Annotated in this window: 19 protein-coding genes, 1 tRNA gene and 1 pseudogene; 14 read left to right on the top strand and 7 right to left on the bottom strand. The window is 72.3% G+C overall.

Annotated features, from left to right (window positions below; all coding sequences use genetic code 11):
• Positions 1 to 353 precede the first annotated feature (353 nt).
• Both FZ988_RS16665 and FZ988_RS16660 read right to left on the bottom strand, forming a co-directional pair.
• The gene (locus tag FZ988_RS16665) at positions 354 to 731 is read right to left on the bottom strand and encodes a HEPN domain-containing protein (RefSeq protein ID WP_149205161.1); all 378 of its coding nucleotides are present in this window, start codon (positions 729 to 731) and stop codon (positions 354 to 356) included.
• A gap of 1 nt (position 732) precedes the next feature.
• On the bottom strand, positions 733 to 1,362 hold the full coding sequence (locus FZ988_RS16660) for a nucleotidyltransferase domain-containing protein (protein WP_149205160.1): 630 nt from the start codon (positions 1,360 to 1,362) through the stop codon (positions 733 to 735).
• Positions 1,363 to 1,478: 116 nt separating this feature from the next.
• Here FZ988_RS16660 and FZ988_RS16655 point away from each other — a divergent pair, with 116 nt between their 5' ends.
• Positions 1,479 to 1,817 carry a DUF7674 family protein gene (locus tag FZ988_RS16655; RefSeq protein WP_149205159.1) on the top strand — a complete coding sequence of 113 codons (339 nt, stop codon included), beginning with the start codon at positions 1,479 to 1,481 and terminating at the stop codon, positions 1,815 to 1,817.
• Positions 1,818 to 1,939: 122 nt separating this feature from the next.
• On the opposite strand, the gene FZ988_RS16650 is transcribed toward FZ988_RS16655, so the two are convergent.
• Positions 1,940 to 2,515 carry a hypothetical protein gene (locus FZ988_RS16650; RefSeq protein WP_149205158.1) on the bottom strand — a complete coding sequence of 192 codons (576 nt, stop codon included), beginning with the start codon at positions 2,513 to 2,515 and terminating at the stop codon, positions 1,940 to 1,942.
• 99 nt (positions 2,516 to 2,614) lie between these two features.
• On the opposite strand from FZ988_RS16650, the gene FZ988_RS16645 reads away from it, so the two are divergent.
• Positions 2,615 to 3,424 carry a hypothetical protein gene (locus FZ988_RS16645; protein ID WP_149205157.1) on the top strand — a complete coding sequence of 270 codons (810 nt, stop codon included), beginning with the start codon at positions 2,615 to 2,617 and terminating at the stop codon, positions 3,422 to 3,424.
• A gap of 15 nt (positions 3,425 to 3,439) precedes the next feature.
• Here FZ988_RS16645 and FZ988_RS19270 read toward each other — a convergent pair.
• From FZ988_RS19270 to FZ988_RS16635, 3 genes and pseudogenes are all read right to left on the bottom strand, one after another.
• Positions 3,440 to 3,505, bottom strand: a pseudogene (locus FZ988_RS19270) (hypothetical protein); the annotation flags it as partial.
• A gap of 176 nt (positions 3,506 to 3,681) precedes the next feature.
• A tRNA-Gly gene (locus FZ988_RS16640) sits at positions 3,682 to 3,752 on the bottom strand.
• Between the two features lie 598 nt (positions 3,753 to 4,350).
• The gene (locus FZ988_RS16635; RefSeq protein WP_149205156.1) at positions 4,351 to 4,692 is read right to left on the bottom strand and encodes a GNAT family N-acetyltransferase; all 342 of its coding nucleotides are present in this window, start codon (positions 4,690 to 4,692) and stop codon (positions 4,351 to 4,353) included.
• Positions 4,693 to 4,803: 111 nt separating this feature from the next.
• Here FZ988_RS16635 and FZ988_RS16630 point away from each other — a divergent pair, with 111 nt between their 5' ends.
• From FZ988_RS16630 to FZ988_RS16605, 6 genes are all read left to right on the top strand, one after another.
• Positions 4,804 to 5,871 (top strand): pirin family protein, encoded by a 1,068-nt coding sequence (locus FZ988_RS16630; protein ID WP_149205155.1) that lies wholly within the window; start codon positions 4,804 to 4,806, stop codon positions 5,869 to 5,871.
• 136 nt (positions 5,872 to 6,007) lie between these two features.
• A complete protein-coding gene (locus FZ988_RS16625) occupies positions 6,008 to 6,745 on the top strand; it encodes an SDR family oxidoreductase (protein WP_149205154.1) in 738 nt (245 codons plus the stop codon).
• Between the two features lie 169 nt (positions 6,746 to 6,914).
• Positions 6,915 to 7,508: a DUF6318 family protein gene (locus tag FZ988_RS16620; protein ID WP_149205153.1), complete on the top strand. Its 594-nt coding sequence runs from the start codon at positions 6,915 to 6,917 to the stop codon at positions 7,506 to 7,508.
• A gap of 341 nt (positions 7,509 to 7,849) precedes the next feature.
• Complete coding sequence (locus tag FZ988_RS16615) at positions 7,850 to 8,386, top strand: PKD domain-containing protein (protein WP_223145171.1); 537 nt, start codon at positions 7,850 to 7,852, stop codon at positions 8,384 to 8,386.
• A gap of 69 nt (positions 8,387 to 8,455) precedes the next feature.
• Positions 8,456 to 9,031, top strand: coding sequence for a dCTP deaminase (gene dcd / locus FZ988_RS16610; protein ID WP_149205152.1), 576 nt, complete (start codon positions 8,456 to 8,458; stop codon positions 9,029 to 9,031).
• 80 nt (positions 9,032 to 9,111) lie between these two features.
• Positions 9,112 to 10,188: a hypothetical protein gene (locus FZ988_RS16605; protein ID WP_149205151.1), complete on the top strand. Its 1,077-nt coding sequence runs from the start codon at positions 9,112 to 9,114 to the stop codon at positions 10,186 to 10,188.
• A 145-nt stretch (positions 10,189 to 10,333) separates the two neighbouring features.
• Here the strand turns inward: FZ988_RS16605 and FZ988_RS16600 are convergent, their stop codons facing one another.
• The gene (locus FZ988_RS16600) at positions 10,334 to 12,799 is read right to left on the bottom strand and encodes a (Fe-S)-binding protein (RefSeq protein WP_149205150.1); all 2,466 of its coding nucleotides are present in this window, start codon (positions 12,797 to 12,799) and stop codon (positions 10,334 to 10,336) included.
• 274 nt (positions 12,800 to 13,073) lie between these two features.
• Here FZ988_RS16600 and FZ988_RS16595 point away from each other — a divergent pair, with 274 nt between their 5' ends.
• From FZ988_RS16595 to mnhG, 6 genes are read left to right on the top strand one after another with little or no spacing between them, the layout of a single operon-like run.
• A complete protein-coding gene (locus FZ988_RS16595; protein WP_149205170.1) occupies positions 13,074 to 16,100 on the top strand; it encodes a Na+/H+ antiporter subunit A in 3,027 nt (1,008 codons plus the stop codon).
• Positions 16,097 to 16,630, top strand: coding sequence for a Na(+)/H(+) antiporter subunit C (locus FZ988_RS16590; RefSeq protein ID WP_188079153.1), 534 nt, complete (start codon positions 16,097 to 16,099; stop codon positions 16,628 to 16,630). Before FZ988_RS16595 ends, FZ988_RS16590 begins: the two co-directional genes overlap by 4 nt.
• On the top strand, positions 16,627 to 18,282 hold the full coding sequence (locus tag FZ988_RS16585) for a Na+/H+ antiporter subunit D (protein ID WP_149205149.1): 1,656 nt from the start codon (positions 16,627 to 16,629) through the stop codon (positions 18,280 to 18,282). Before FZ988_RS16590 ends, FZ988_RS16585 begins: the two co-directional genes overlap by 4 nt.
• Positions 18,279 to 18,881 (top strand): Na+/H+ antiporter subunit E, encoded by a 603-nt coding sequence (locus FZ988_RS16580; RefSeq protein ID WP_149205148.1) that lies wholly within the window; start codon positions 18,279 to 18,281, stop codon positions 18,879 to 18,881. The genes FZ988_RS16585 and FZ988_RS16580 overlap by 4 nt, the downstream gene beginning before the upstream one ends.
• On the top strand, positions 18,878 to 19,270 hold the full coding sequence (locus FZ988_RS16575; RefSeq protein WP_149205147.1) for an MrpF/PhaF family protein: 393 nt from the start codon (positions 18,878 to 18,880) through the stop codon (positions 19,268 to 19,270). Before FZ988_RS16580 ends, FZ988_RS16575 begins: the two co-directional genes overlap by 4 nt.
• On the top strand, positions 19,267 to 19,719 hold the full coding sequence (mnhG, locus tag FZ988_RS16570) for a monovalent cation/H(+) antiporter subunit G (protein ID WP_149205146.1): 453 nt from the start codon (positions 19,267 to 19,269) through the stop codon (positions 19,717 to 19,719). The genes FZ988_RS16575 and mnhG overlap by 4 nt, the downstream gene beginning before the upstream one ends.
• The last annotated feature ends 1 nt before the right edge of the window (position 19,720 follow it).

The raw sequence follows: 19,720 nt of genomic DNA, 5'->3' as shown, positions 1-19,720 counted from the left end.
ACCGCGGGAGGCCCTCCTCGCGCCAGCACTCAGATCAGCGCGTCACACCCACTCGACCAACGTCCCGGGTCAGTACACCTAGGGGCCCTGGAGCCGCCTCCTTCCGCCGTCGACCGTCGTCACGGGGGTGTGCGGCAGGGGCTGGAAGATGCCTCGCGCGCCGCTGCCCCGGGTCCGGTCATGCAGTCGGTGGTCAGCCTGCTCAGGGGCGATAGCCGAACCGATGACGGAACCGCTCCGTCAGGGGCAGAGCGATGACGCGATGCATGCGGGCGGATCGCGTCATCGGGCGGGCGTAGGCGTCGTCGGCTCCGTGCCCGCCCGTCATCGGCTCGGGGCCGAGCGTCAGCCAGTCAGGAGCCGGTGGCGTCCCTCGCGGTGTCGACCATGCGGGTCGCCCACGCGACAGCCTTCGTCGCGTCGGTCCGGCCGATCGGTCCGGCCTGGTACTGGGCGGCGGTCTTGAGTCCGAGGAGACGGCGGAAGGTGGACTCGAGCGCCTTGCCCGCGGGCCCGACGGCGACGAGCTCCGGCACGGCCGCGCGGTGGTCATCGGACTTGCCGGTGCGGCCGGTCAGCTGGAGGCAGATGGCGTCCTTGGCATTGATGCCGGCGAGCACCGCCGACGACGCTGCCGCGGTGTGCAACTCCATGTCCAGCTCCAGGCCGGCAGCGTCGAGGAACTCGCGGGCCTTGCGGAGGTGGCTCAGCGCGTCGTCCCGGGCGCCCATGTCAGGCCGCCTGGGGAGCCGGTACGAGGGACATCGACCCGACGATCGCTCGCCCGTCGCGGCGGATCTCGCTGAGGAGTCGCTCCCCGGCTGACGCCATGGCGCGTAGCTCCTCGCGCGACCGATCGAGGATCTCGCAGGGGTTGCCGGTCCAGCGCGGGACCGCGAACCCGAGCGCGGTCAGTTTGCGTTGCCAGTCGGGGTCGTCCTCGTCCACGGCCGCGGGGCGCACGACGAGCAGGTCGACATCGCTGGCGGTGCCGCCGTCGCCGCGGGCGGTCGAGCCGTAGACGACGATCGCCTCGGGTGGGTAGGTCCACTCGGCCGCGTGCTCGGCGATCCGTTCCCACAGCCGGGTGCGGAGGGTGGCGAGATCCTCGACCGCTCTCGCGGCGAGGTGCTCGCGGTTCAACGTGAACAGCGACGCGGAGCCCGCCTGGATGCGATCGACCAGACCCGCCTCGGTGAGGTCGGCCAGGATCCGCGCGACGCGCGGCTGGGAGACTCGCGGCCGAGTGAGTTCGGCGATCGCGCGCCCGGTGAGCGGCGTTGACGTGGACGCGAGGACAGCGAGCACCGGACCGTGGGCGGACGGCACCACGTCGGCGATCGGGTTCGAGACGTCCATCATCTACCTCATGGGAGTCGTGAAATACTCACGCGAAAACTATAGTACTCACGCCATCTAGGATGCACCCCCACGTCGACCCCCGGCGCAGGTGTCGGACGCGCGGATACGCTCGGCGCATGCTTGACCGGCAGGCGTTCGTGGACGCGCTCCTCGCTCGCGTGCCGGACGCCGAGCTGGCGTTGGCTGAGCACCTCGATGACCACGGTGGGGATTTGCTCCTCCACCTGCTCCTCGCTGACGCGCTGCGCCTCACCGTGTCTGCCTTTCACGCGGGTGACCGAGACCTTAGCGAGCGGATCCTGAACGTCATGGCCCGAGGACTCGACGAGGGTGACGACTACGTCGCGAACGCCGTTGCGGTCTCCTTCGTCGAAGACTTCGGGGCGGGCCGGGGCGAGTCGGACGATCTGTTGGCTCTTTGGCCACCCGTGCTCAGGCGAGAGCTGGGCCGGTAGCACGATCCCATCGCCGTGAGCCGAGGCGTGGCTGGTCGGCCGTCGAGCGGTCGGAGGTGCGTCGCGTCCTGAGCCGGCCTCGCTTGCTCGAGACGCCTGTCGACAAAGCGACGCCGGGCGCGTCAGTGTGCCTGACAGTCGTTGACGTTGCTAAGGGCGGGCTGCGCAAGCCACCAGGCCGGATCCCGTTCGACATCGGGCTCGTCGTCGGAGCGAGGCGGCTCGGGAGCCCAAAGGAGACACTCCAACTCGTCTCCTGGCCACGACGGATCGCGTTGGCCGAGGTGGTCGAACTCCGGCGTTGGCAGCCTCTGCCGCGTTGGGTGCGTCGACAGGACGTGCTCCACGAACTCTTCCGGCAGTCCAACGCCGTGTGCCGCCAGGTAGTGGGCCAAACCCTCCGGCCAGCAGAAGACCCCATCGGAGAACTCAGCGGATCCGTTGTCGCGCCCACAGAAGCGGCACGGTGAGAGGCCCCTGTACTGGATGACGAGACTGCCGGTCTGCAGGTGCTCGACGACTGCCCTCCGTGCCTCGTCTCGCCAGTCGGGGTCGACGAAGGCGTTAGGGTCCGGCCAGCGGAGACCTCGTGCTCGCAGGTCCTTGTACGCCGCGGCTTGCTCCGGGGACATGGTCAAATGTGGGTCGAGCGCCGGGAGTTCCTCGCGCCAGTACCCTATGAGTCGCAGAACGATCATTTGACGATTGTGCTCTGGTCGGCTCTGCGCTGCGCTGACGTTCAGCACCAGGTCAGTGACTCCGGCCCACCCTGCGAGGGCTCCTGCGAGGATGCGAACGTGCTTCTGCTTCGGGGCTCGGCGACGAGGTGGATCAACGACGAACCGATGCCCGGACTCGTTCAGATCGAGATCACGGACGCTGATGCGCGGGTCCATCGCCTCGTCGAGAAGTCTGCAGTCGTCGGCGCCAATGGCGTCCTTCACGAAGGCGCCGAGTACCCGATCGACGTTGAGGTCGCCTGCAACCCTCGCCACCAGGCATATCGATCCGGCGAAGCGCGCACGGTCAACGTCGTTGACCTGTCGCCGTGGGGAGTTGACGACCCGGACGTCCTGTACCCCGTGGAGCGGGATCAGCTCTCATGGGACGCCCCTGCTGTGTACTCGGACTTGTCGATCTGTGCACGGCAGGGCGTCGCGCTGGTGACTTTCCGCCGCTGGCGGGAGATCGTTGGCCTGGACTGCGAGGAGCTGTCAACCCTCGAGGACCATCTCTGGGAGTTCGCATCCGTGACGCCGGAGACGTTCGCCGCCTGGTACGAGTCCCACCCGCTCGTTCGCCGGGGATCCGACGACCCGCTACCCGCCGAGGTGGAGAGTTCGGCGGCCTTGCACGGCCTTGATCAGGTCGAGTTGCGGCAGGCGGTTCGCGCTCTCACCGTGATCACCTACGGAGGCCTATTCGGTCGAGTAGAGAGCGAGTGGTCACTTACGGGACTCCAGGACCTCGCAGCGGTCACGGGGGCGCGTGGCGTCGGGCTCGCGCCACCCGACCGGTTCCTCGGAAGTCTCTGGGTAGACGGCGACTGGGGCCACCCCAGTACAGAACTCGTCGGCCGCTGGCGCGCCCCTGGCGTAGTGCGCTGATGGGTCGGCCTCGGCCTTGGTTTGGAACGTCCCCATGGTCCGCAGGGCGCCGTCGAGCCCGGTGTAGCGGGCTTGCCACCTCCCGGACGGGAGTCAGCGGACGGCGCCGGAGGCGCGGCGGTGGCGTCGGGATGCGGTCGCAGTGGTCATGGTGGGACCTCTTCGCTATGGCACGTTATGGCACGAGCCGACCAGCAGAAGGGTCCCGGGGAGGTCCGACAGAGCCGCCGCAACGCTCTGGCCTGTGTGAACGACGGAGCGGGTGACGGGAATCGAACCCGCGCTATCAGCTTGGGAAGCTGAAGTTCTGCCACTGAACTACACCCGCGAACACCTGCAGGGCAGGCGTGCGCGTCGATCATACCCGGACGGGCCCGGTGGGTCGGCAGGTGGCGGCGTGCCGGTGTGGACGGTCCGGCCGGGACGGCTCGTGAACAACTTCTATCCACAGGCCTGGGTACGAATCCCCGTGTGAGCACCCGTGCCTGTGGACAGAACTGTGCATGACGGGGTGCTGAGAACTGGTCATGCGAAGTGCTTGCGGGGCGCCGTCGGGCGGGACTACAACTTCTCCAACGGCGACGCCGGACGTGGTCAGAACGGGGCAACCCGGTCGGTGCCACGGGCCGATGCGCCGGCCGACCGGAGAACGGTGGACCACCTCGAGGGGGCGACCCCGAGAGCTGCGGATGGCGCCGCAGGTGTCCCAACGGACCGGAAGGCAGATCGTCACCGGATGTCCGCAGCGGGAGGCCGCTGTGGGTCGGACGGCCGCATCGCCGACGCGGGGACGGCTGGTCGGGGGAGACCCGGACCGGACGCCCGACGATCACGCGAGGCCCCTCGAACGCTTACTTCGAGGGGCCTTTGCGTTGCCCGGGCCGACCCATGCTGCCGGGCCAGCCTCTGTCGCGCGGGCCGACCGGTCAGGCCTCGGGCCAGTCCACGTGAGCGTCGAACTCGTGGTGCCGGCGCAGGTAGGCGGCCACGAACGGGCACAGCGGCACCACGCGCAGCCCGCGCCCGGTGGCGTCCTTGAGTGCGCCGCGCACCAGGGTCGTCCCGAGGCCTTGGCCCTCGTACGCCCCGTCGACCTCGGTGTGGAAGAACGTCATGCGGCCGTCGGCCTCGCGCACCTGCGCGAACCCGGCCGTCTCCCCACCCGTCACGACCTCGTACCGTTCACGCCCGGCGTCGTACCGCACCGTCACGTCATCCGTGCCTGGCTGATCGCCTGGCTGGGCCGCGCCCCGCTGATCCTGGTCCATGAACACCTCCGTGACGACCACGCTACGGCCCACCTCCGACGTCCGCCCTCGCAGTGCGCGAACCCCTGGGCGACGTCGGGACCTCGCGCTACCGTCCAGCAAGGAGGCGACATGACCAACCTCGAGACGGCGCCGGCGGAGCTCGTGTGCGACGGACGCGCCGAGGCGCGCCCTCAGACTTCGGCGGACACGTCGGCCGCAGACCGCCCCGGCATGGCGGCGGGCAGCCCAGCCCCGGCCGCCCCCGAGATCCTCACCCCGCGCGACGTGCCGCTCGGTGGCCTGCGGGCGATGACGGTGCGACGCACGCTCCCGCAGCGCAAGCGGTCCTTCATCGGCGCGTGGTGCTTCCTCGACCACTACGGGCCCGACGACGTCGCCGCGACCGGCGGCATGCATGTCGCCCCGCATCCGCACACGGGCCTGCAGACCGTGAGCTGGCTGTTCAGCGGCGAGATCGAGCACCGCGACAGCCTCGGGACCCATGCCCTGGTGCGGCCGGGCGAGCTGAACCTCATGACCGCGGGGCGCGGCATCGCGCACTCCGAGGTCTCGACCGACGCCGTGCGCGTCCTGCACGGCGTCCAGCTGTGGACGGTCCTGCCGGAGCGCGACCGCGCGGCGGACCCCGCGTTCGACCACTACGCGCCACCCGTGACCCCGCTGCCCGACGGCGAGCTCCGCGTGTTCCTCGGCTCCCTCGCCGGGTCGACGTCCCCGGTCCCGACCTTCTCCCCGCTGCTCGGCGCCGAGCTGACCCTCGCTGCGGGTGCCGTCGTCGAGCTCGACGTCGATGCCGGGTTCGAGCACGGGCTCCTGGTGGACGCCGGGGCGCTCGACGTCGAGGGCGCGAGCATCGAGCCTGGCTCGCTCGTCTACCTCAGCCCCGGGCGGAGCCGGCTCGTCCTGCGCGCGGGCCCGGACGCGCCCCTGCGGGCCGTGGTCCTCGGCGGCCTGCCGCTGGGCGAGCAGATCGTCATGTGGTGGAACTTCATCGGCTCGTCGCACGACGAGGTCGCCGCGGCTCGCGCCAGGTGGCAGTCGGAGATCGGGGCGGCCGACGCCGACGCCGACGTCGCTGCAAGAGCCGTGCCCACGTTCGGCGTCGTGCCCGGGTACGACGGTCCCCCGCTGCCCGCACCGACCCTGCCGGGGACGCGACTCATACCCCGTGCCTGAGTCGCGCGTCGGCGACCGCGCCACCCGTCCCGCGGGGTGACGTGCAGGTCGGACCGGAGCTCGTCGATGTCGCCGCCGCGCGTTAGGACTCGGACCTATGCTCGCGACGTGGGGGACCTACTGACGGAGGCGTGCTGTGCCGTACGAGACTCGAGACCTGACCGGGACCGTTGTGGCGATCACGGGGGCCAGCGCAGGCATCGGCCGGTCGACCGCCCTCATGCTCGCCGAGGCCGGTGCGAACGTGGTCCTCGGTGCCCGTCGGGCGGAGCGGCTCGAGGCGCTCGTCGAGGAGATCGGACCCGACCGCGCAGTCGCCGTCCCCATGGACGTGCGTGAGCCGGAGCAGAACCGGGCGCTCGTCCGCGCTGCGGTCGACCGGTTCGGGCGGCTCGACACCCTCGTCGCGAACGCCGGCATCGGCATGTACGGCGGCATCGAGGACGGCAGCGACGACGACATCGCGCGCATGCTCGACGTCAACCTCAGCGGCACCGTCTGGTCGGTCCGTGCCGCGGTGCCCGAGCTCCGGCGCGCCGGCGGCGGCGACATCCTCATCGTCGCGAGCGTCGCCGGCCTGCGAGGCGACGGCAACGAGGCGGTCTACGCGTCGACCAAGTTCGGTCAGGTGGGCCTCGCCGGTGCACTCGACCGCGAGCTCCGCCGCGACGGGATCCGCGTGACGGCCCTGTGCCCCGCCGGCGTCACCACCGAGTTCGCCCTCGGCGCGGGCCGGACGGAAGGCGACCCCGCGCTCGAGGAGTTCCTGCAGCCCGAGGACATCGCCTTCCAGGTCCTCACGTGCCTGCAGCAGCCGCGACGCATGCGCAGCACCCTGTGGAGCATCTGGAGCATGGCCCACGACCTGCCCTGAGCACTCCGAAGCGGCCACGATTTGCGGGGGCGGACGGTCGTCCTCGGTTCGCGCAGCACGCGACGGGCGACCGGCTTTGCGCCCGCTGCACGCGCTCGGACGTCGGCAGTCGTCCACAGGTGGCTGGATCGGCTGACCGGTATGCCCGGTTCGCGCTAGGTTCTGGCGCGTGCGCAGGGGGAAGCTGGGACTCACGTTCGCGGTGCTCGCCGTCATGCTGGCGTCGGGTTGCACCGGTCAGGCCGGTGATCCGCCGACGACGGAGCCGCCGTCCCCGTCGGTGACGCCGAGCCCGACCCCCACTCCGACGCCGACGCCCGAGGCCGCGATCCCGCCCGAGCGGCCCGACATGAGCCAGGTTGACGAAGCAACGGCAGAGGCCGTGTTCACGTACTTCCTCAAGCTCTACCCGTACGTGTACGCCACCGGGGACCTGACCGAGTGGCGCTCGCTGAGCCACCCCGAGTGCGTCTTCTGCGCCAGCGTCATCACTCATGTCGAGGAGATGGTCGCCAAGGGGAACGCGAACGATGGCTCCCTGATAACCCTCGGGGAGGTAGAGACGCTGGAAGTGACGGACGGTGAGTGGTTCTCCGTCGAGGGCGAGTTCCAGGAGGGCCCTTCCGTCGAGCGTGACCCGGGCGGCACGGTCGTGGACGAGAGACCGACACCCGACGACCTGCACTTCTTCGCCGCCGTGACCCACGACGGGGCATGGTCTGTCCGGGAGGTCGATGTCGCCGCAGCGGATGCGGCCCCGTGAGTGCGGTCAGGACTGCTCCCGTCGTCGCTGCTCTCGCGGCAGCCTTGGTGATGTGCACGGCGACGGCCACGCTCGCCGGCAGCGGTGCGATCGACGAGTTCGAGGCCGAGGCGAACGCCAACGCGTACTACCTGAACGGTCGCCAGTGGGCACACGAGGAAGCGGCGTCAACGGCGAGCGCTCCCGAGGCACGGCTGACGGAGTTCAAACGGATGGCGGACTGTGATCCGTCAGCGGTCGGAACGGAGGCGGGCACCGGTGTGTGCTTGCCGGTGTCTTCGCCGGCGGAGTTCAGTGCCCTGCCCGGCTGTGAGGGTGAGGAACCCGTCCAACCGTTGTGGATGCGCGAACGCACCACCGCGACGACGGCGTGGGGGCCGTGGCGCAACGTGATGGGCTGGACCTGCCCCGCCGACTACACCCCGGTCTTCACCGCGGAGGACTTCCGCCGCCTACCCCTGGCCCCACCAGCCCTCGCGGTGCAGCCCGCCACGGGTGAGCACCTGGTCACGATGCCCGCGATCGCCTACACCCAGGCCCCCGCCCAGACCCTGACCACCGACCTCCTCGGCACACCGGTCCAGGTCGAAGCCACACCTACCTCCTACACGTGGGACTTCGGCGACGGCACCACCATCACCACCACCAGCCCCGGTCACCCCTACCCCGACCACGACGTCACCCACCCCTACACCCGGGTCGGGACCTGGACCATCACCCTGACCACCACCTACACCGGCCGCTACACCCTGGCCGACGACCCCACCTGGCACACCATCAACGGCACCGCCACCACCACCACGACCTCGGCTCCGATCACCACCGTCGAAGCCCCCACCCACCTCGTCCAAGACACCTGCACCACCCACACCTGCTGACCCCCGCCCCAGCACCGCCCGACCGCCCGACCCGGCACGCCTCACGGGAACAACCGCTAGCGTGTGGCCGTGCTGCTCTCCGACCGTGACATCCGGGCCGAGCTCGACTCCCAGCGGATCACCCTGGAGCCCTACGACCCGGCGATGATCCAGCCGTCGAGCATCGACGTGCGGCTCGACCGCCTGTTCCGCCTGTTCGACAACCACAAGTACGCGGTGATCGACCCCGCGGAGGACCAGCCGGAGCTGACCCGCCTCGTGGAGGTCGAGCCCGACGAGGCGTTCGTGCTCCACCCCGGCGAGTTCGTGCTCGGCTCCACCTACGAGTCGGTCAGCCTGCCCGACGACGTCGCGGCACGTCTCGAGGGGAAGTCGTCGCTGGGCCGGCTCGGCCTGCTCACGCACTCGACGGCGGGCTTCATCGACCCCGGATTCACGGGTCACGTGACGCTCGAGCTCTCCAACGTGGCGACGCTGCCGATCAAGCTCTGGCCCGGCATGAAGATCGGCCAGATGTGCTTCTTCCGGCTCTCGTCGCCCTCGGAGAACCCGTACGGCTCCGGCGCGCAGGGCTCCCGCTACCAGGGGCAGCGCGGCCCGACGGCGTCCCGCTCGTTCCAGAACTTCCACCGCACGCAGGTCTGACCCCACCTGCCCGGCCGCACCCGGCGTCGGGCAACGCCTGCGAAGCATCCGCGCAACACGACCGACCTAGGCTCGCCCCCATGGCTCTTCCCGCCCTCGACCCGGCCTCCAGCGACGCGACCGGGCACCACCTCCTCGTGCTTCCCGCCGACGTGGGCCACGAGGAGGTCGAGACCCTCGCGCTCAGCCGCTTCGCCCGCGCGGCGTGGGAGGTGCAGCCCAGCTCCGCGGCCCCCCGTCCCTCCGGAGGTGCGCGTGCGCTGCGTGCCCTGACGGCCGCGCCTGGCGTGCTGCGCCTGTCTCGCCACAGCACGCTCGTCGGCCCGTTCACGCTCGACCGTGTCGCCACCGGGATGCTCGGTGTCCCGCCGTCGGCCGGTATCGCGTACGTGGTGCACGCCCCCGTCGAGCGCGGCGACAAGCCGTGGCCGGGCGGCGGCGACCGCGACGGGCTGCGCCGCGCCTTCCCCGCAGGCCTGCCCGTGCGCGACGAGGAACGCACCGTCGCGTGGCTGATCGCCGCCGCACGTCGGCTCGGCGGCGCCGTCCGGACCACCGCCGCCGGTGGGTCGCCGGCCACGCTCCTGGTGCCCGACCCGGCGGCCGCCGTCGACCTGACCGTGTGGACGGACATCTGGCTCGAGCCCGAGGCGACGCTCACCGTCATGCGCCAGGCGCTGCCGCGCGCCTACCTCAACCTGCCCAAGCCGCTGTGGAACGGGCCACCCCGAGGCGTTGGCGAGCGCCCGGTACGCGGCGCGGAGGTGCTCACGCCCGAGCAGCGCCGCAGCCTGCACGCGGCCGCGGAGGAGTACGACGTCGCCGCCCTGACGAACCCTGAGCCGATGCGCGGGTACGGGGCGCTCGCCGACCTCGAGCTCGACGGGATGGTCGCACTCGAGGTGTCCGGCGAGACGCGACCGCCGCCCGTGATCGAGAGCGTGCCCTGGGCCGCGCGCGGCGCGGTCGCCTACCGGGTCCGGTGGGAGCCGCCGGACCTCGCCGACCGCGAGGCGGAGCGACCGTCCCTCGAGCACCGGGTGGCCCGCGGGCGCGCGACGCCCCTGGTCATCGCCCTGACGCGGGCCGTGCACAAGGCTGTCGGCGGCGAGATCACCGACCTCATGGACTTCGTGGTCGACCCCGCGGACCTGTAACCACCCGTCGCACCTGGATCAGGCGGACAGCACTGCCCCGCCCCACGGGACCAGGCGCCGCATCGCCCGGTCAGGGGCGCAGGCGCATCGCCCGGTCAGGGGCGCGGGCGCACCGCCCGCTCAGGGGCGCAGGCGCGCCACCCGCTCAGGGGCGCGGGCGAACCGCGTCGAGGAGCAGCTGTGCGACGTCGACGACCTGCGCCGCGGGCACCGGCGTCGGGTGCGAGCCGCCACCACCACCGCCACCAGCGCCAGTGACGCCGTCGGCGTCCGCCTCCGCCGAGGCCACCGCCGCGACGCCGTCGGTGAGCATCACCGTGCAGAACGGGCACGCCGTCGCGATGGTCCCGGCGCCGGTCGCGATGGCCTCCGCCGCACGGTCGGTCGAGATGCGCGTCCCCGTCGTCTCCTCCATCCACACGCGGGCGCCCCCGCCGCCGCAGCAGAAGGACCGCTCCTTGGTGCGCGGCATCTCAGCGAGGGTGACGCCGGGCAGCGCGCCGATGAGCTCGCGCGGGGGCGTGTAGATCTCGTTGTGCCGGCCGAGGTAGCACGGGTCGTGGTACGTGATCGTCGCGGCGTCGCCGACCCCTGAGCCGTCGCCCGCAGCACCCGCCGCTCCGGCGCCACCGGTCCCGTCGCCGGCCCCACCAACCGCCCCGTCGCCGCTCCCGGCCGCCCCGGCGGGCCGCTCGGTCGGGACGAGCCGGCCGTCGCGCACGAGGGCGTCGAGCAGCTCGGTGTGGTGGACCACGTCGTACCGGCCACCGAGCTGCGGGTACTCGCGGCTGATCGTGTTGAAGCAGTGCGCGCACGTGACAACGATCCGCTTGGCGGCCGCGGCGTCGAGCGTCTCGACGTTGCCCTGGGCGAGGGTCTGGAAGAGGAACTCGTTGCCGGCACGCCGTGCGGGGTCGCCGGTGCAGGACTCGCCGTTGCCGAGCACCGCGAAGGAGACGCCCGCGATGTGCAGCAGCTCTGCGACGGCGCGCGTCGTGCGCTTGGCCCGATCCTCGTAGGCGCCCGCGCAGCCGACCCAGAACAGGTAGTCGACGCCCGACGCGTCCTCGAGGTCGCCCCCGACCACGGGGATCTCGAACGGCAGGCCCTTCGCCCAGTCGAGCCGCGCGCGGGCGGGCAGGCCCCACGGGTTCGCCTGCTTTTCGAGCTTGGTGAACATGGGGCCGAGCTCGTGGGGGAACGCCGACTCCATGAGCACCTGGTTGCGGCGCATGTCGATGATGTGGTCGACGTGCTCGATGTCCACGGGGCACTGCTGGACGCACGCTCCGCACATGGTGCAGTCCCAGAGCGCCTGCGGGTCGACGACGTCGCCCACGAGCGAGAGCACGTCGAGGTCGGCGTGCGCGGAGGGGGCCCCGGGACCGCCGAGCAGGGGCGCGTGGCCCGTCGTCGAGGTGTGCCCGGCGGGCTCGGTCGACGCGTTGGGTGCGGCCTGCAGGTAGGGCGCGCTCGCGTAGGCGTGGTCGCGCAGCGCGAGGACCATGAGCTTGGGGGACAGGGGCTTGCCGGTGTTCCAGGCGGGGCACTGCTCCTGGCAGCGTCCGCACTCGGTGCACGTGGAGAAGTCGAGCAGCCCCTTCCACGTGAAGTCCTCGATGCGCCCGACGCCGAGCCGCGCGTCGTCGGGCAGCTCGTCGATGCGCTCGAAGTCCACGGGTGCGCCGCCGGCCCGCACGGGTGGCACCGGGCCGAGCGCGGGGCGCCCGTCGACCTCGCGCCTGGCCCACACGTTGACGATCGCGAGGAACCGGTGCCAGGACACGCCCATGGCAGGGCGCTGCCCGACGACGTACATCCACAGCATCGACGTGAGGATCTTCACGAGCGCGACGACCACGATCGCGGTCTCGATGCGCTCGACCGGCCACGCGGCGAACCACTGGCCGAACCACGCGGTCAGCGGGAAGTGCCACAGGGTCGCGACCCCGGCGTCGTACGACTCGCCGTTGAGCGGCGCGAACGCGAACCAGGTCGCGTTGCGGGCCAGCGCGTACTCGAGCCCGCGCAGGAGCAGGACCGCGACGACGACGCCCGCGACGATCGCCTCGACGAAGTACGCCTGCGCGAAGTTCGAGCCGTAGAACCGCGACGCGCGCTCACCCTCGGCGCCCACCGGCCCCTCCGGCGTGGGCCGCGCGGCGGACGGGCGCCCCCGGGCCGCGGACCCCCGGCGCGGGTGGGCGCGCTGCCGGACGCCGATGAGCAGGACGATCCCCGCGAACGAGAGCCACGCGAAGCCCTCGGTCAGCCACTCGAGCGGCGCCCAGCGGCCCACGAGGGGCAGCACGAAGTGCGGGTCGAGGAGCTGGGCGTACGCGGAGACGAGCGTGAGGATGAGGACCGGGAAGCTGACCATCACGACCCAGTGCGCGACCTTGACGAAGGGCCGGTGCTGGAAGCGTCCGTGCCCCACGAGCAGGCCCAGCGCGAGCCACGTGCGCCGGCCGACCTGGCGCACGCGGTCCGGCGCCGGTCCACCCACAGCCACGGTCCGGACGATCGCCCGGATGCCCTGCGTGAAGGCCCAGACGCCGACCACGGTGGCGAGGACGGCGAGCACGACGGCGACGATCTGCAGGGGCTGCACGCCGTCACGCTAGCCGGTCGCGCCGACGCGACCACCGGACCTGCGGGGAGCGCCCGGTAGACTGTGACGAACGCTCAACGCGCCCCTCGCGGTGCGCAGGGCAGGTGGGGCCTCCGCTCCGCCGCCCGCCGTTGACAACATGCCCGGCCGTGACGGCCCCTCCTCGGGGCTCGTCCGTACGTGCGCACGGGTACGGACCCGTGCGCATCCGTGCGGGCTCGCACCCGGGACGACCGACCGACCACCCGCCCTCGACCGGACGGAGCCGGACGTGCTGCTGCTGCTGCTCGTCGTTCACCTCCTGGTGGCCCTCGGCGCGCCCGTCCTGGTGTCCTGGCTCGGTCGTCGCGCGTTCCTCGTGCTCGCGCTGGCCCCCGCGTCGGCGGCGGTCTGGGCGTTGACCAAGACCGGCGAGGTCATGGCGGGCGACGGACCCGTCCAGGTCGTGGAGTGGGTGCCGCACCTGGGCATGGCGCTCGCGTTCCGGCTCGACACCCTGTCCTGGCTGATGGTGCTGCTCGTCGGCGGCGTCGGCGCGCTGGTCCTCGTGTACTCCTCCGCGTACTTCTCGACGCGCGCGGGCGGGCTCGGCCGGTTCGGTGGCGTGCTCGTGGCGTTCGCGGGCGCGATGCTCGGCCTCGTCACGACGGACGACATGCTGCTCCTGTACGTGTTCTGGGAGCTCACGACCGTCTTCTCCTACCTGCTGATCGGCCACTACGCGGACCGCAAGGCGTCCCGGCGGGCCGCGATGCAGGCGATCATCGTGACGACCGCGGGCGGCCTCGCGATGCTCGTCGGCATCGTGCTGCTCGGAACCGCCGCCGGCACCTACCGGATCTCGGCGGTCGTGGCCGCACCACCCGCCGGGTCGACGGTGCCCGTCGCCGTCGTGCTGCTCCTGGTCGGTGCGGTCAGCAAGTCGGCGCTCGTGCCGCTGCACTACTGGCTCCCGTCCGCGATGGCGGCGCCCACCCCGGTCTCGGCGTACCTGCACGCCGCGGCGATGGTCAAGGCGGGCGTCTACCTCGTGGCGCGCTTCGCGCCCGGGTACGCGGAGATGGGCGTGTGGCGTGCGGTGCTGCTCCCGCTGGGCTGCTGGACCCTCGTGCACGGCGGGTACCGGGCGCTGCGGCAGCACGACCTCAAGCTGGTGCTCGCGTTCGGCACCGTGAGCCAGCTGGGCCTGCTCGTGCTGCTCGTCGGGCTCTCGTCGCAGGCGGCGGCGCTCGCGGGCCTCGCGATGCTCGGTGCGCACGCGATGTTCAAGGCCGCGCTGTTCCTCACGGTCGGTGTGGTCGACGCCGCGACCGGCACGCGTGACCTGCGACGCCTCACGGGGGTGGGGCGTGCGCTCCCGGTGACCGCCGTCGTCGGCGGCCTCGCGACCGCGTCGATGATCGGCCTGCCGCCGTTCGCGGGGTACGTCGCGAAGGAGGCGGCGCTCGAGGCGCTGCTGCACGACGCCGGGACGCCCGTCGGCCTCGCCGTCCTCGTCGCGATGGTCCTCGGCTCCGCGCTCACCGTCGCCTACGGGCTGCGCTTCTGGTGGGGCGCCTTCGCCGACAAGACCGTGACGGCCGAGCCGGCCGACGCCCCGGTGACCATCACGCGCCCGTCGCTCGTGCTCGTCGGGCCCGCGGCGGTCCTCGCGGTCCTCGGCCTGGCCGCCGCGCTCCTGCCGCACCTCGGGGAGGACCTGCTCAGCCCGCACGCGTCCACGTACCCGGGAGACCCCGGGCACCTCGTGCTGTGGGCCGGCCTGACGCCCGCTCTGGGCCTGACGCTCCTGGTCCTGGCCACGGGTGCGCTGCTGTTCGCGGCGCGCGGGTGGGTCGAGCGCACGCAGGCCCGGGCCTCGTTCCCGCTCGACGCCGACACCCTCTACCGGCGCACCATGCGCCGCCTCGACGACGTCGCGGCGGACGTCACCGCGATCACGCAGCGTGGCTCCCTGCCCCTCTACCTGGGCACGATCCTCATGGTGCTCGTCGCCCTGGTGGGAGGCGCCCTGCTGAGCGGGCCCGGCCTGGGTGTGGGCGAGGTGCGCGCCTGGGACACGCCCGTCCAGGCCGTGGCCGGGGTGCTGTGCGTCGCCTCGGCCGTCCTCGCGGCCCGCGCGCGCCGCCGGCTCAAGGCCGTGATCCTGGCCGGCATCAGCGGTTACGCCGTCTCCGCGCTCTTCCTGCTCCACGGGGCGCCCGACCTCGCGCTCACGCAGGTGCTCGTCGAGACCATCACGCTCGTCGTCTTCGTGCTAGTGCTGCGGCGCCTACCCGCGTACTTCTCGGTGCGGCCCCTCGCCGCGAGCCGCTGGGTCCGCCTCGCCGTGGCGCTCGCCGTGGGCCTGACCGTCGGCGCCCTCGCACTGATCGTCCCCGGCGCGCGCGTGCACGTGCCCGTCTCGGTCGACTTCCCCGAGGAGGCGTACGTCTTCGGCGGCGGCAAGAACATCGTCAACGTCACGCTCGTCGACATCCGCGCCTGGGACACGATGGGCGAGATCTCGGTGCTGCTCGTCGCGGCCACGGGCGTCGCGTCGCTCATCTTCCTCGTGCGGCGCAGCGGCGACCCGCTCCGCGCGAGCGACGCGGACCGCCGCGGCGTCGTCTGGGGGCAGGCCGCCGACCCCATGGCCGTGCTGCGTCGCCGTGCGGTAGCCGCCGCCGGGCACGCGGACGGTGCGGCACCCGGGGGCGCCGGCCGCCAGCGCGAGTGGCTCCGGGGCGGCCACACGCTCGCCCCCCAACGACGCTCGGTCATCTTCGAGATCGCGACGCGGCTCCTGTTCCACTCCGTGATCGTCTTCGCCGTGTTCCTGCTCTTCTCGGGCCACAACGCACCCGGCGGCGGGTTCGCGGCGGGCCTCGTCGTCGGCATCGCGCTCATCGTCCGCTACCTCGCGGGCGGCCGCTACGAGCTCGGCGAGGCGGCGCCCGTGCACCCCGGCATCCTGCTCGGCTCGGGCCTGTTCCTCTCGGCCGGCGTGGGCCTCGTCGCGATCCTCGCGGGCGGGTCCGTGCTGCAGAGCGTGATCATCGAGTTCGCCCTGCCCGTGCTCGGCGACATCAAGCTTGTGACGTCCCTCTTCTTCGACGTCGGCGTGTTCCTCGTGGTCATCGGCCTGGTGCTGGACATCCTGCGCAGCCTCGGCGCGGAGATCGACCGGCACGGAGAAGAGGGGGCCCTCGACGACCCCGAGGGCGAGCTGATCGTCGAGCCGCCCGCACCTGGCAGCCGCGAGGCGCGCATCGCGGCCGGCGAGATCCCCACCGAGATCGAGGGGACGGTGGCCCGATGATCGACATGTCGCCGAGCGTCACGCTCGTCCTCGTGGTCGTCGCGCTCGTCGCCGTGGGCGTCTACCTGCTGCTCGAGCGCTCGCTGTCCCGCGTGCTCCTCGGCGTGATCTTCCTCGGGAACGGCATCAACCTCCTCTTCCTCGTCGCGGGCGGCGCCGCGGGCGGGGCCCCGATCATCGGGCAGACCGAGGAGAGCGAGATGAGCGACCCGCTGCCCCAGGCGATGGTGCTCACCGCGATCGTCATCACGCTTGGCATGACGGCGTTCCTGCTCGCCATGGCGTACCGGTCCTGGCAGCTCAACCAGCACGACGAGGTCCAGGACGACCTCGAGGACCGCCGCACCGCACGCCGCGCGGCCGCCGACCAGGCCGCGTTCGAGGACGCCGACGCCGACGTCCTGTCGACCCTCGCGGAGGACGCCGCCGAGGTGCGCGACGAGACCGGGGACGCCGAGCCCGCGGAACCTGCCGCCCCCGCCGCGCCCGCCGCGCCTGCCAGTCCCGCCGACCAGGGAGGTCGACGATGAACGGCCTCGACCTGAGCGACCTCACCTGGCTGGTCCCCCTGCCCGTGGTGCTGCCGCTGTTCGCCGCGGGCCTCGCGCTCGCGCTGTGGCGCAACGGCAAGGCGCAGGGCGTGATCAGCGTCGTCGCGCTGTCCCTGGTCCTGCTGTCCTCGGTGGCGCTGCTGGTCGCGGTCGACGACGGCCCCCTGGTCCTCGACGTGGGCGGCTGGGCCGCACCCGTCGGCATCGACCTCGTGGCGGACCGGCTCTCGACGCTCATGCTCACGGTCTCCGCCGCCGTGACGCTGTGCGTGCTGCTGTACTCGCTCGCCCAGGGTGTCGAGGACGGGGACGCCGAGACGCCCGTCGCGATCTTCCACCCGACCTACCTCGTGCTCACGGCGGGCGTCGCGAACGCGTTCCTCTCCGGGGACCTCTTCAACCTGTACGTGGGCTTCGAGATCCTGCTCGCCGCGTCCTACGTGCTCATCACCCTCGGGGGCACGGGCGAGCGCATCCGGGCCGGCACCATCTACGTCGTCGTCTCGCTCGTGTCCTCGGTCGTGTTCCTGCTCGCGATCGCGCTGACGTACGCCGCGACGGGCACGGTCAACCTGGCGCAGCTCGCCGAGCGCCTCCCCGAGGTGGACCCGACCGTCCAGCTCGTGCTCCAGGTGCTGCTGCTGCTCGCGTTCGGCATCAAGGCCGCGATCTTCCCGCTGTCCGCGTGGCTGCCCGACTCCTACCCGACCGCGCCCGCACCCGTCACCGCGGTGTTCGCGGGCCTGCTGACCAAGGTCGGCGTCTACGCGATCATCCGGACCCAGACGCTCCTGTTCCCGGACGGCCGGGTGGATGACCTGCTCATGTGGGCGGCACTGGCAACAATGGTCGTGGGCATCCTGGGCGCCGTCGCGCAGAACGACATCAAGCGGCTCGTCTCGTTCACGCTCGTGAGCCACATCGGCTACATGATCTTCGGCATCGCGATGTCGAGCGAGGCCGGGCTCGCGGCCGCCGTGTTCTACGTCGCGCACCACATCACCGTGCAGACGGCGCTGTTCCTCGTCGTCGGGCTCATCGAGCGTCGCGGCGGCTCCACGTCGCTCGACGACCTCGGGGGGCTCGCGAAGATCGCGCCCGTCCTGGCCGTCCTCTTCTTCGTGCCCGCCATGAACCTCGCGGGCATCCCGCCGCTGTCCGGGTTCCTCGGCAAGGCCGGACTCCTCCAGGCGGGCGTCGCGCAGGGCACACCGCTGGCCTACGCGTTGGTCGTCGGCGCCGTGCTGACCTCGCTGCTGACGCTGTACGCGATCGTCAAGGCCTGGAACAAGGCCTTCTGGCAGGCCGGGCCGGCGGTGCCGGTCGAGGCTCGCCTGCCGCGCGGCATGATCGCCCCGACCGCCGCGCTCGTCGGCGTGGGCCTGAGCCTCACGGTGCTCGCGGGACCGCTGTTCAGCTACACCGAGCGGGCCGCCGCGACGCTCCGCGACCCCGCCCAGTACGTGAACGCCGTGCTGCCCGATGGCACCCGCGGCCAGGGCAAGTCCGCCGACGTCGCGCAGGACGCGGGCGCGGGCACCGACCCGCCCGAGGACGTCTCGGGCGACGTGCGCGACGACGACGCGCGCGAGGACGTGCGCGACGCACCCGAGGGCGGTGACGGCGGATGACCCTGCACCCCCGACGCCGCACGCTCGGCTTCCACGTCGTCGCGACGCTGTGGCTCACGCTCGTCTGGGTCCTCCTGTGGGGCGAGCTGAGCATCGCGAACGTGCTCGCGGGCCTGCTCATCGCACTCGTCGCGGGCCGGTTCCTGCGCATGCCGGGCGTCGAGTTCCACGGCCGGGTCCACCCCGTCGCGCTCCTGTACCTCGTCTACCGGTTCGCCGTGGACCTCGTGGTCGCGAGCGCCCAGGTCGCCGGCCTGGCCCTGCGCCGCCGTCCCCCACGCAGCGCCGTCATCGCCGTGCAGCTCAGGAGCCACTCGGACCTCTACCTCACGCTGACCGCCCAGCTCTGCTCGCTGGTCCCCGGCTCGCTCGTCGTCGAGGCGCACCGCATCACGGGCATGCTCTACGTGCACGTCCTCGACGTGGACACGGCGCACGGCATCGACGCCGCGCGGCGCCACGTGCTCGACACCGAGGCCCGGGTGCTCCGTGCGCTCGCGTCCGACACCGAGCTCGCCGCCGCGGGTCTCACGCGCACCCCGCGCACCGATCAGCGCAGCGCACCGCAGGCGCGCCCCGACGCGGAGGTGGGCGCATGACCGTCGTCGTCCTCGTGTGCGCCGTGCTCCTCGCGGCCGCGGCCGTGCTCGCGCTGATCCGGGCGGAGAAGGGCCCGACGATGCTCGACCGGACCATCGCGCTCGACGTGGTCACGAGCGTCATCGTCGGCGCGATCGCACTCGAGGCCGCCTGGTCGCGCCGCATCGACACGGTGCCGATCCTCGTCGCGCTCGCACTCGTCGGCTTCATCGGCTCCGTCACGATCGCCCGGTTCGCCGCCGTGGAGCCCGAGGGCGAGGGCCGGATCCTCACGCGCGAGGAGGTCGCGGCCCTCGAGGCCGAGCGTCTCGCGGCCGACGACGCCGACCGGCGGGCGACGGACGACGAGCACCACGGCGGGCCCGCGAGCGGGGAGGTGGCCGGATGAGCGACGTGTGGACCACCGTCGCCGACGTCGTGGCGGCCGTCTGCCTCCTCGGCGGGGCGTTCCTCGCCTTCACCGCGGGACTGGGCCTGTTGCGCTTCCCCGACCTGCTCGCACGCATGCACACGGCGACCAAGCCGCAGGTCCTGGGCCTGCTCCTCATGCTCCTGGGGCTCGCGCTGCGGCTGCGGAGCGGGCCGATCGTGTGGATGCTCGTGCTCGTCGCGCTGTTCCAGATGCTCACGTCGCCCGTCGCGGCGCACATGGTCTCCCGTGCCGGCTACCGCACGGGCAAGATCCGCCCGGAGATGCTCGTCGTGGACGAGCTCACACGCGACCTCGCTGCCGCGCAGGACGGCGAGGACCGCGCCGGGCGCCAGGCGCAGGACGCCGGTGGGGACCGCGACGCCGATGGTGACCGCGACGGCCGGGAGGGCCGGCCGGTCAGCTGAG

The organism is Actinotalea subterranea (assembly GCF_008364845.1).
Taxonomy (GTDB): Bacteria; Actinomycetota; Actinomycetes; order Actinomycetales; family Cellulomonadaceae; genus Actinotalea; species Actinotalea subterranea.
This window is presented reverse-complemented; position numbering and strand designations above follow the sequence as displayed.

Bases quoted from the DNA above. Each gene is read 5' to 3' on its own strand.
- FZ988_RS16665 (WP_149205161.1), bottom strand. From the start codon at position 731: ATGGGCGCCCGGGACGACGCGCTGAGCCACCTCCGCAAGGCCCGCGAG.
- FZ988_RS16660 (WP_149205160.1), bottom strand. From the start codon at position 1,362: ATGATGGACGTCTCGAACCCGATCGCCGACGTGGTGCCGTCCGCCCAC.
- FZ988_RS16655 (WP_149205159.1), top strand. From the start codon at position 1,479: ATGCTTGACCGGCAGGCGTTCGTGGACGCGCTCCTCGCTCGCGTGCCG.
- FZ988_RS16650 (WP_149205158.1), bottom strand. From the start codon at position 2,515: ATGATCGTTCTGCGACTCATAGGGTACTGGCGCGAGGAACTCCCGGCG.
- FZ988_RS16635 (WP_149205156.1), bottom strand. From the start codon at position 4,692: ATGGACCAGGATCAGCGGGGCGCGGCCCAGCCAGGCGATCAGCCAGGC.
- FZ988_RS16630 (WP_149205155.1), top strand. From the start codon at position 4,804: ATGACCAACCTCGAGACGGCGCCGGCGGAGCTCGTGTGCGACGGACGC.
- FZ988_RS16615 (WP_223145171.1), top strand. From the start codon at position 7,850: ATGCGCGAACGCACCACCGCGACGACGGCGTGGGGGCCGTGGCGCAAC.
- FZ988_RS16605 (WP_149205151.1), top strand. From the start codon at position 9,112: ATGGCTCTTCCCGCCCTCGACCCGGCCTCCAGCGACGCGACCGGGCAC.
- FZ988_RS16590 (WP_188079153.1), top strand. From the start codon at position 16,097: ATGATCGACATGTCGCCGAGCGTCACGCTCGTCCTCGTGGTCGTCGCG.
- FZ988_RS16585 (WP_149205149.1), top strand. From the start codon at position 16,627: ATGAACGGCCTCGACCTGAGCGACCTCACCTGGCTGGTCCCCCTGCCC.
- FZ988_RS16580 (WP_149205148.1), top strand. From the start codon at position 18,279: ATGACCCTGCACCCCCGACGCCGCACGCTCGGCTTCCACGTCGTCGCG.
- FZ988_RS16575 (WP_149205147.1), top strand. From the start codon at position 18,878: ATGACCGTCGTCGTCCTCGTGTGCGCCGTGCTCCTCGCGGCCGCGGCC.
- mnhG (WP_149205146.1), top strand. From the start codon at position 19,267: ATGAGCGACGTGTGGACCACCGTCGCCGACGTCGTGGCGGCCGTCTGC.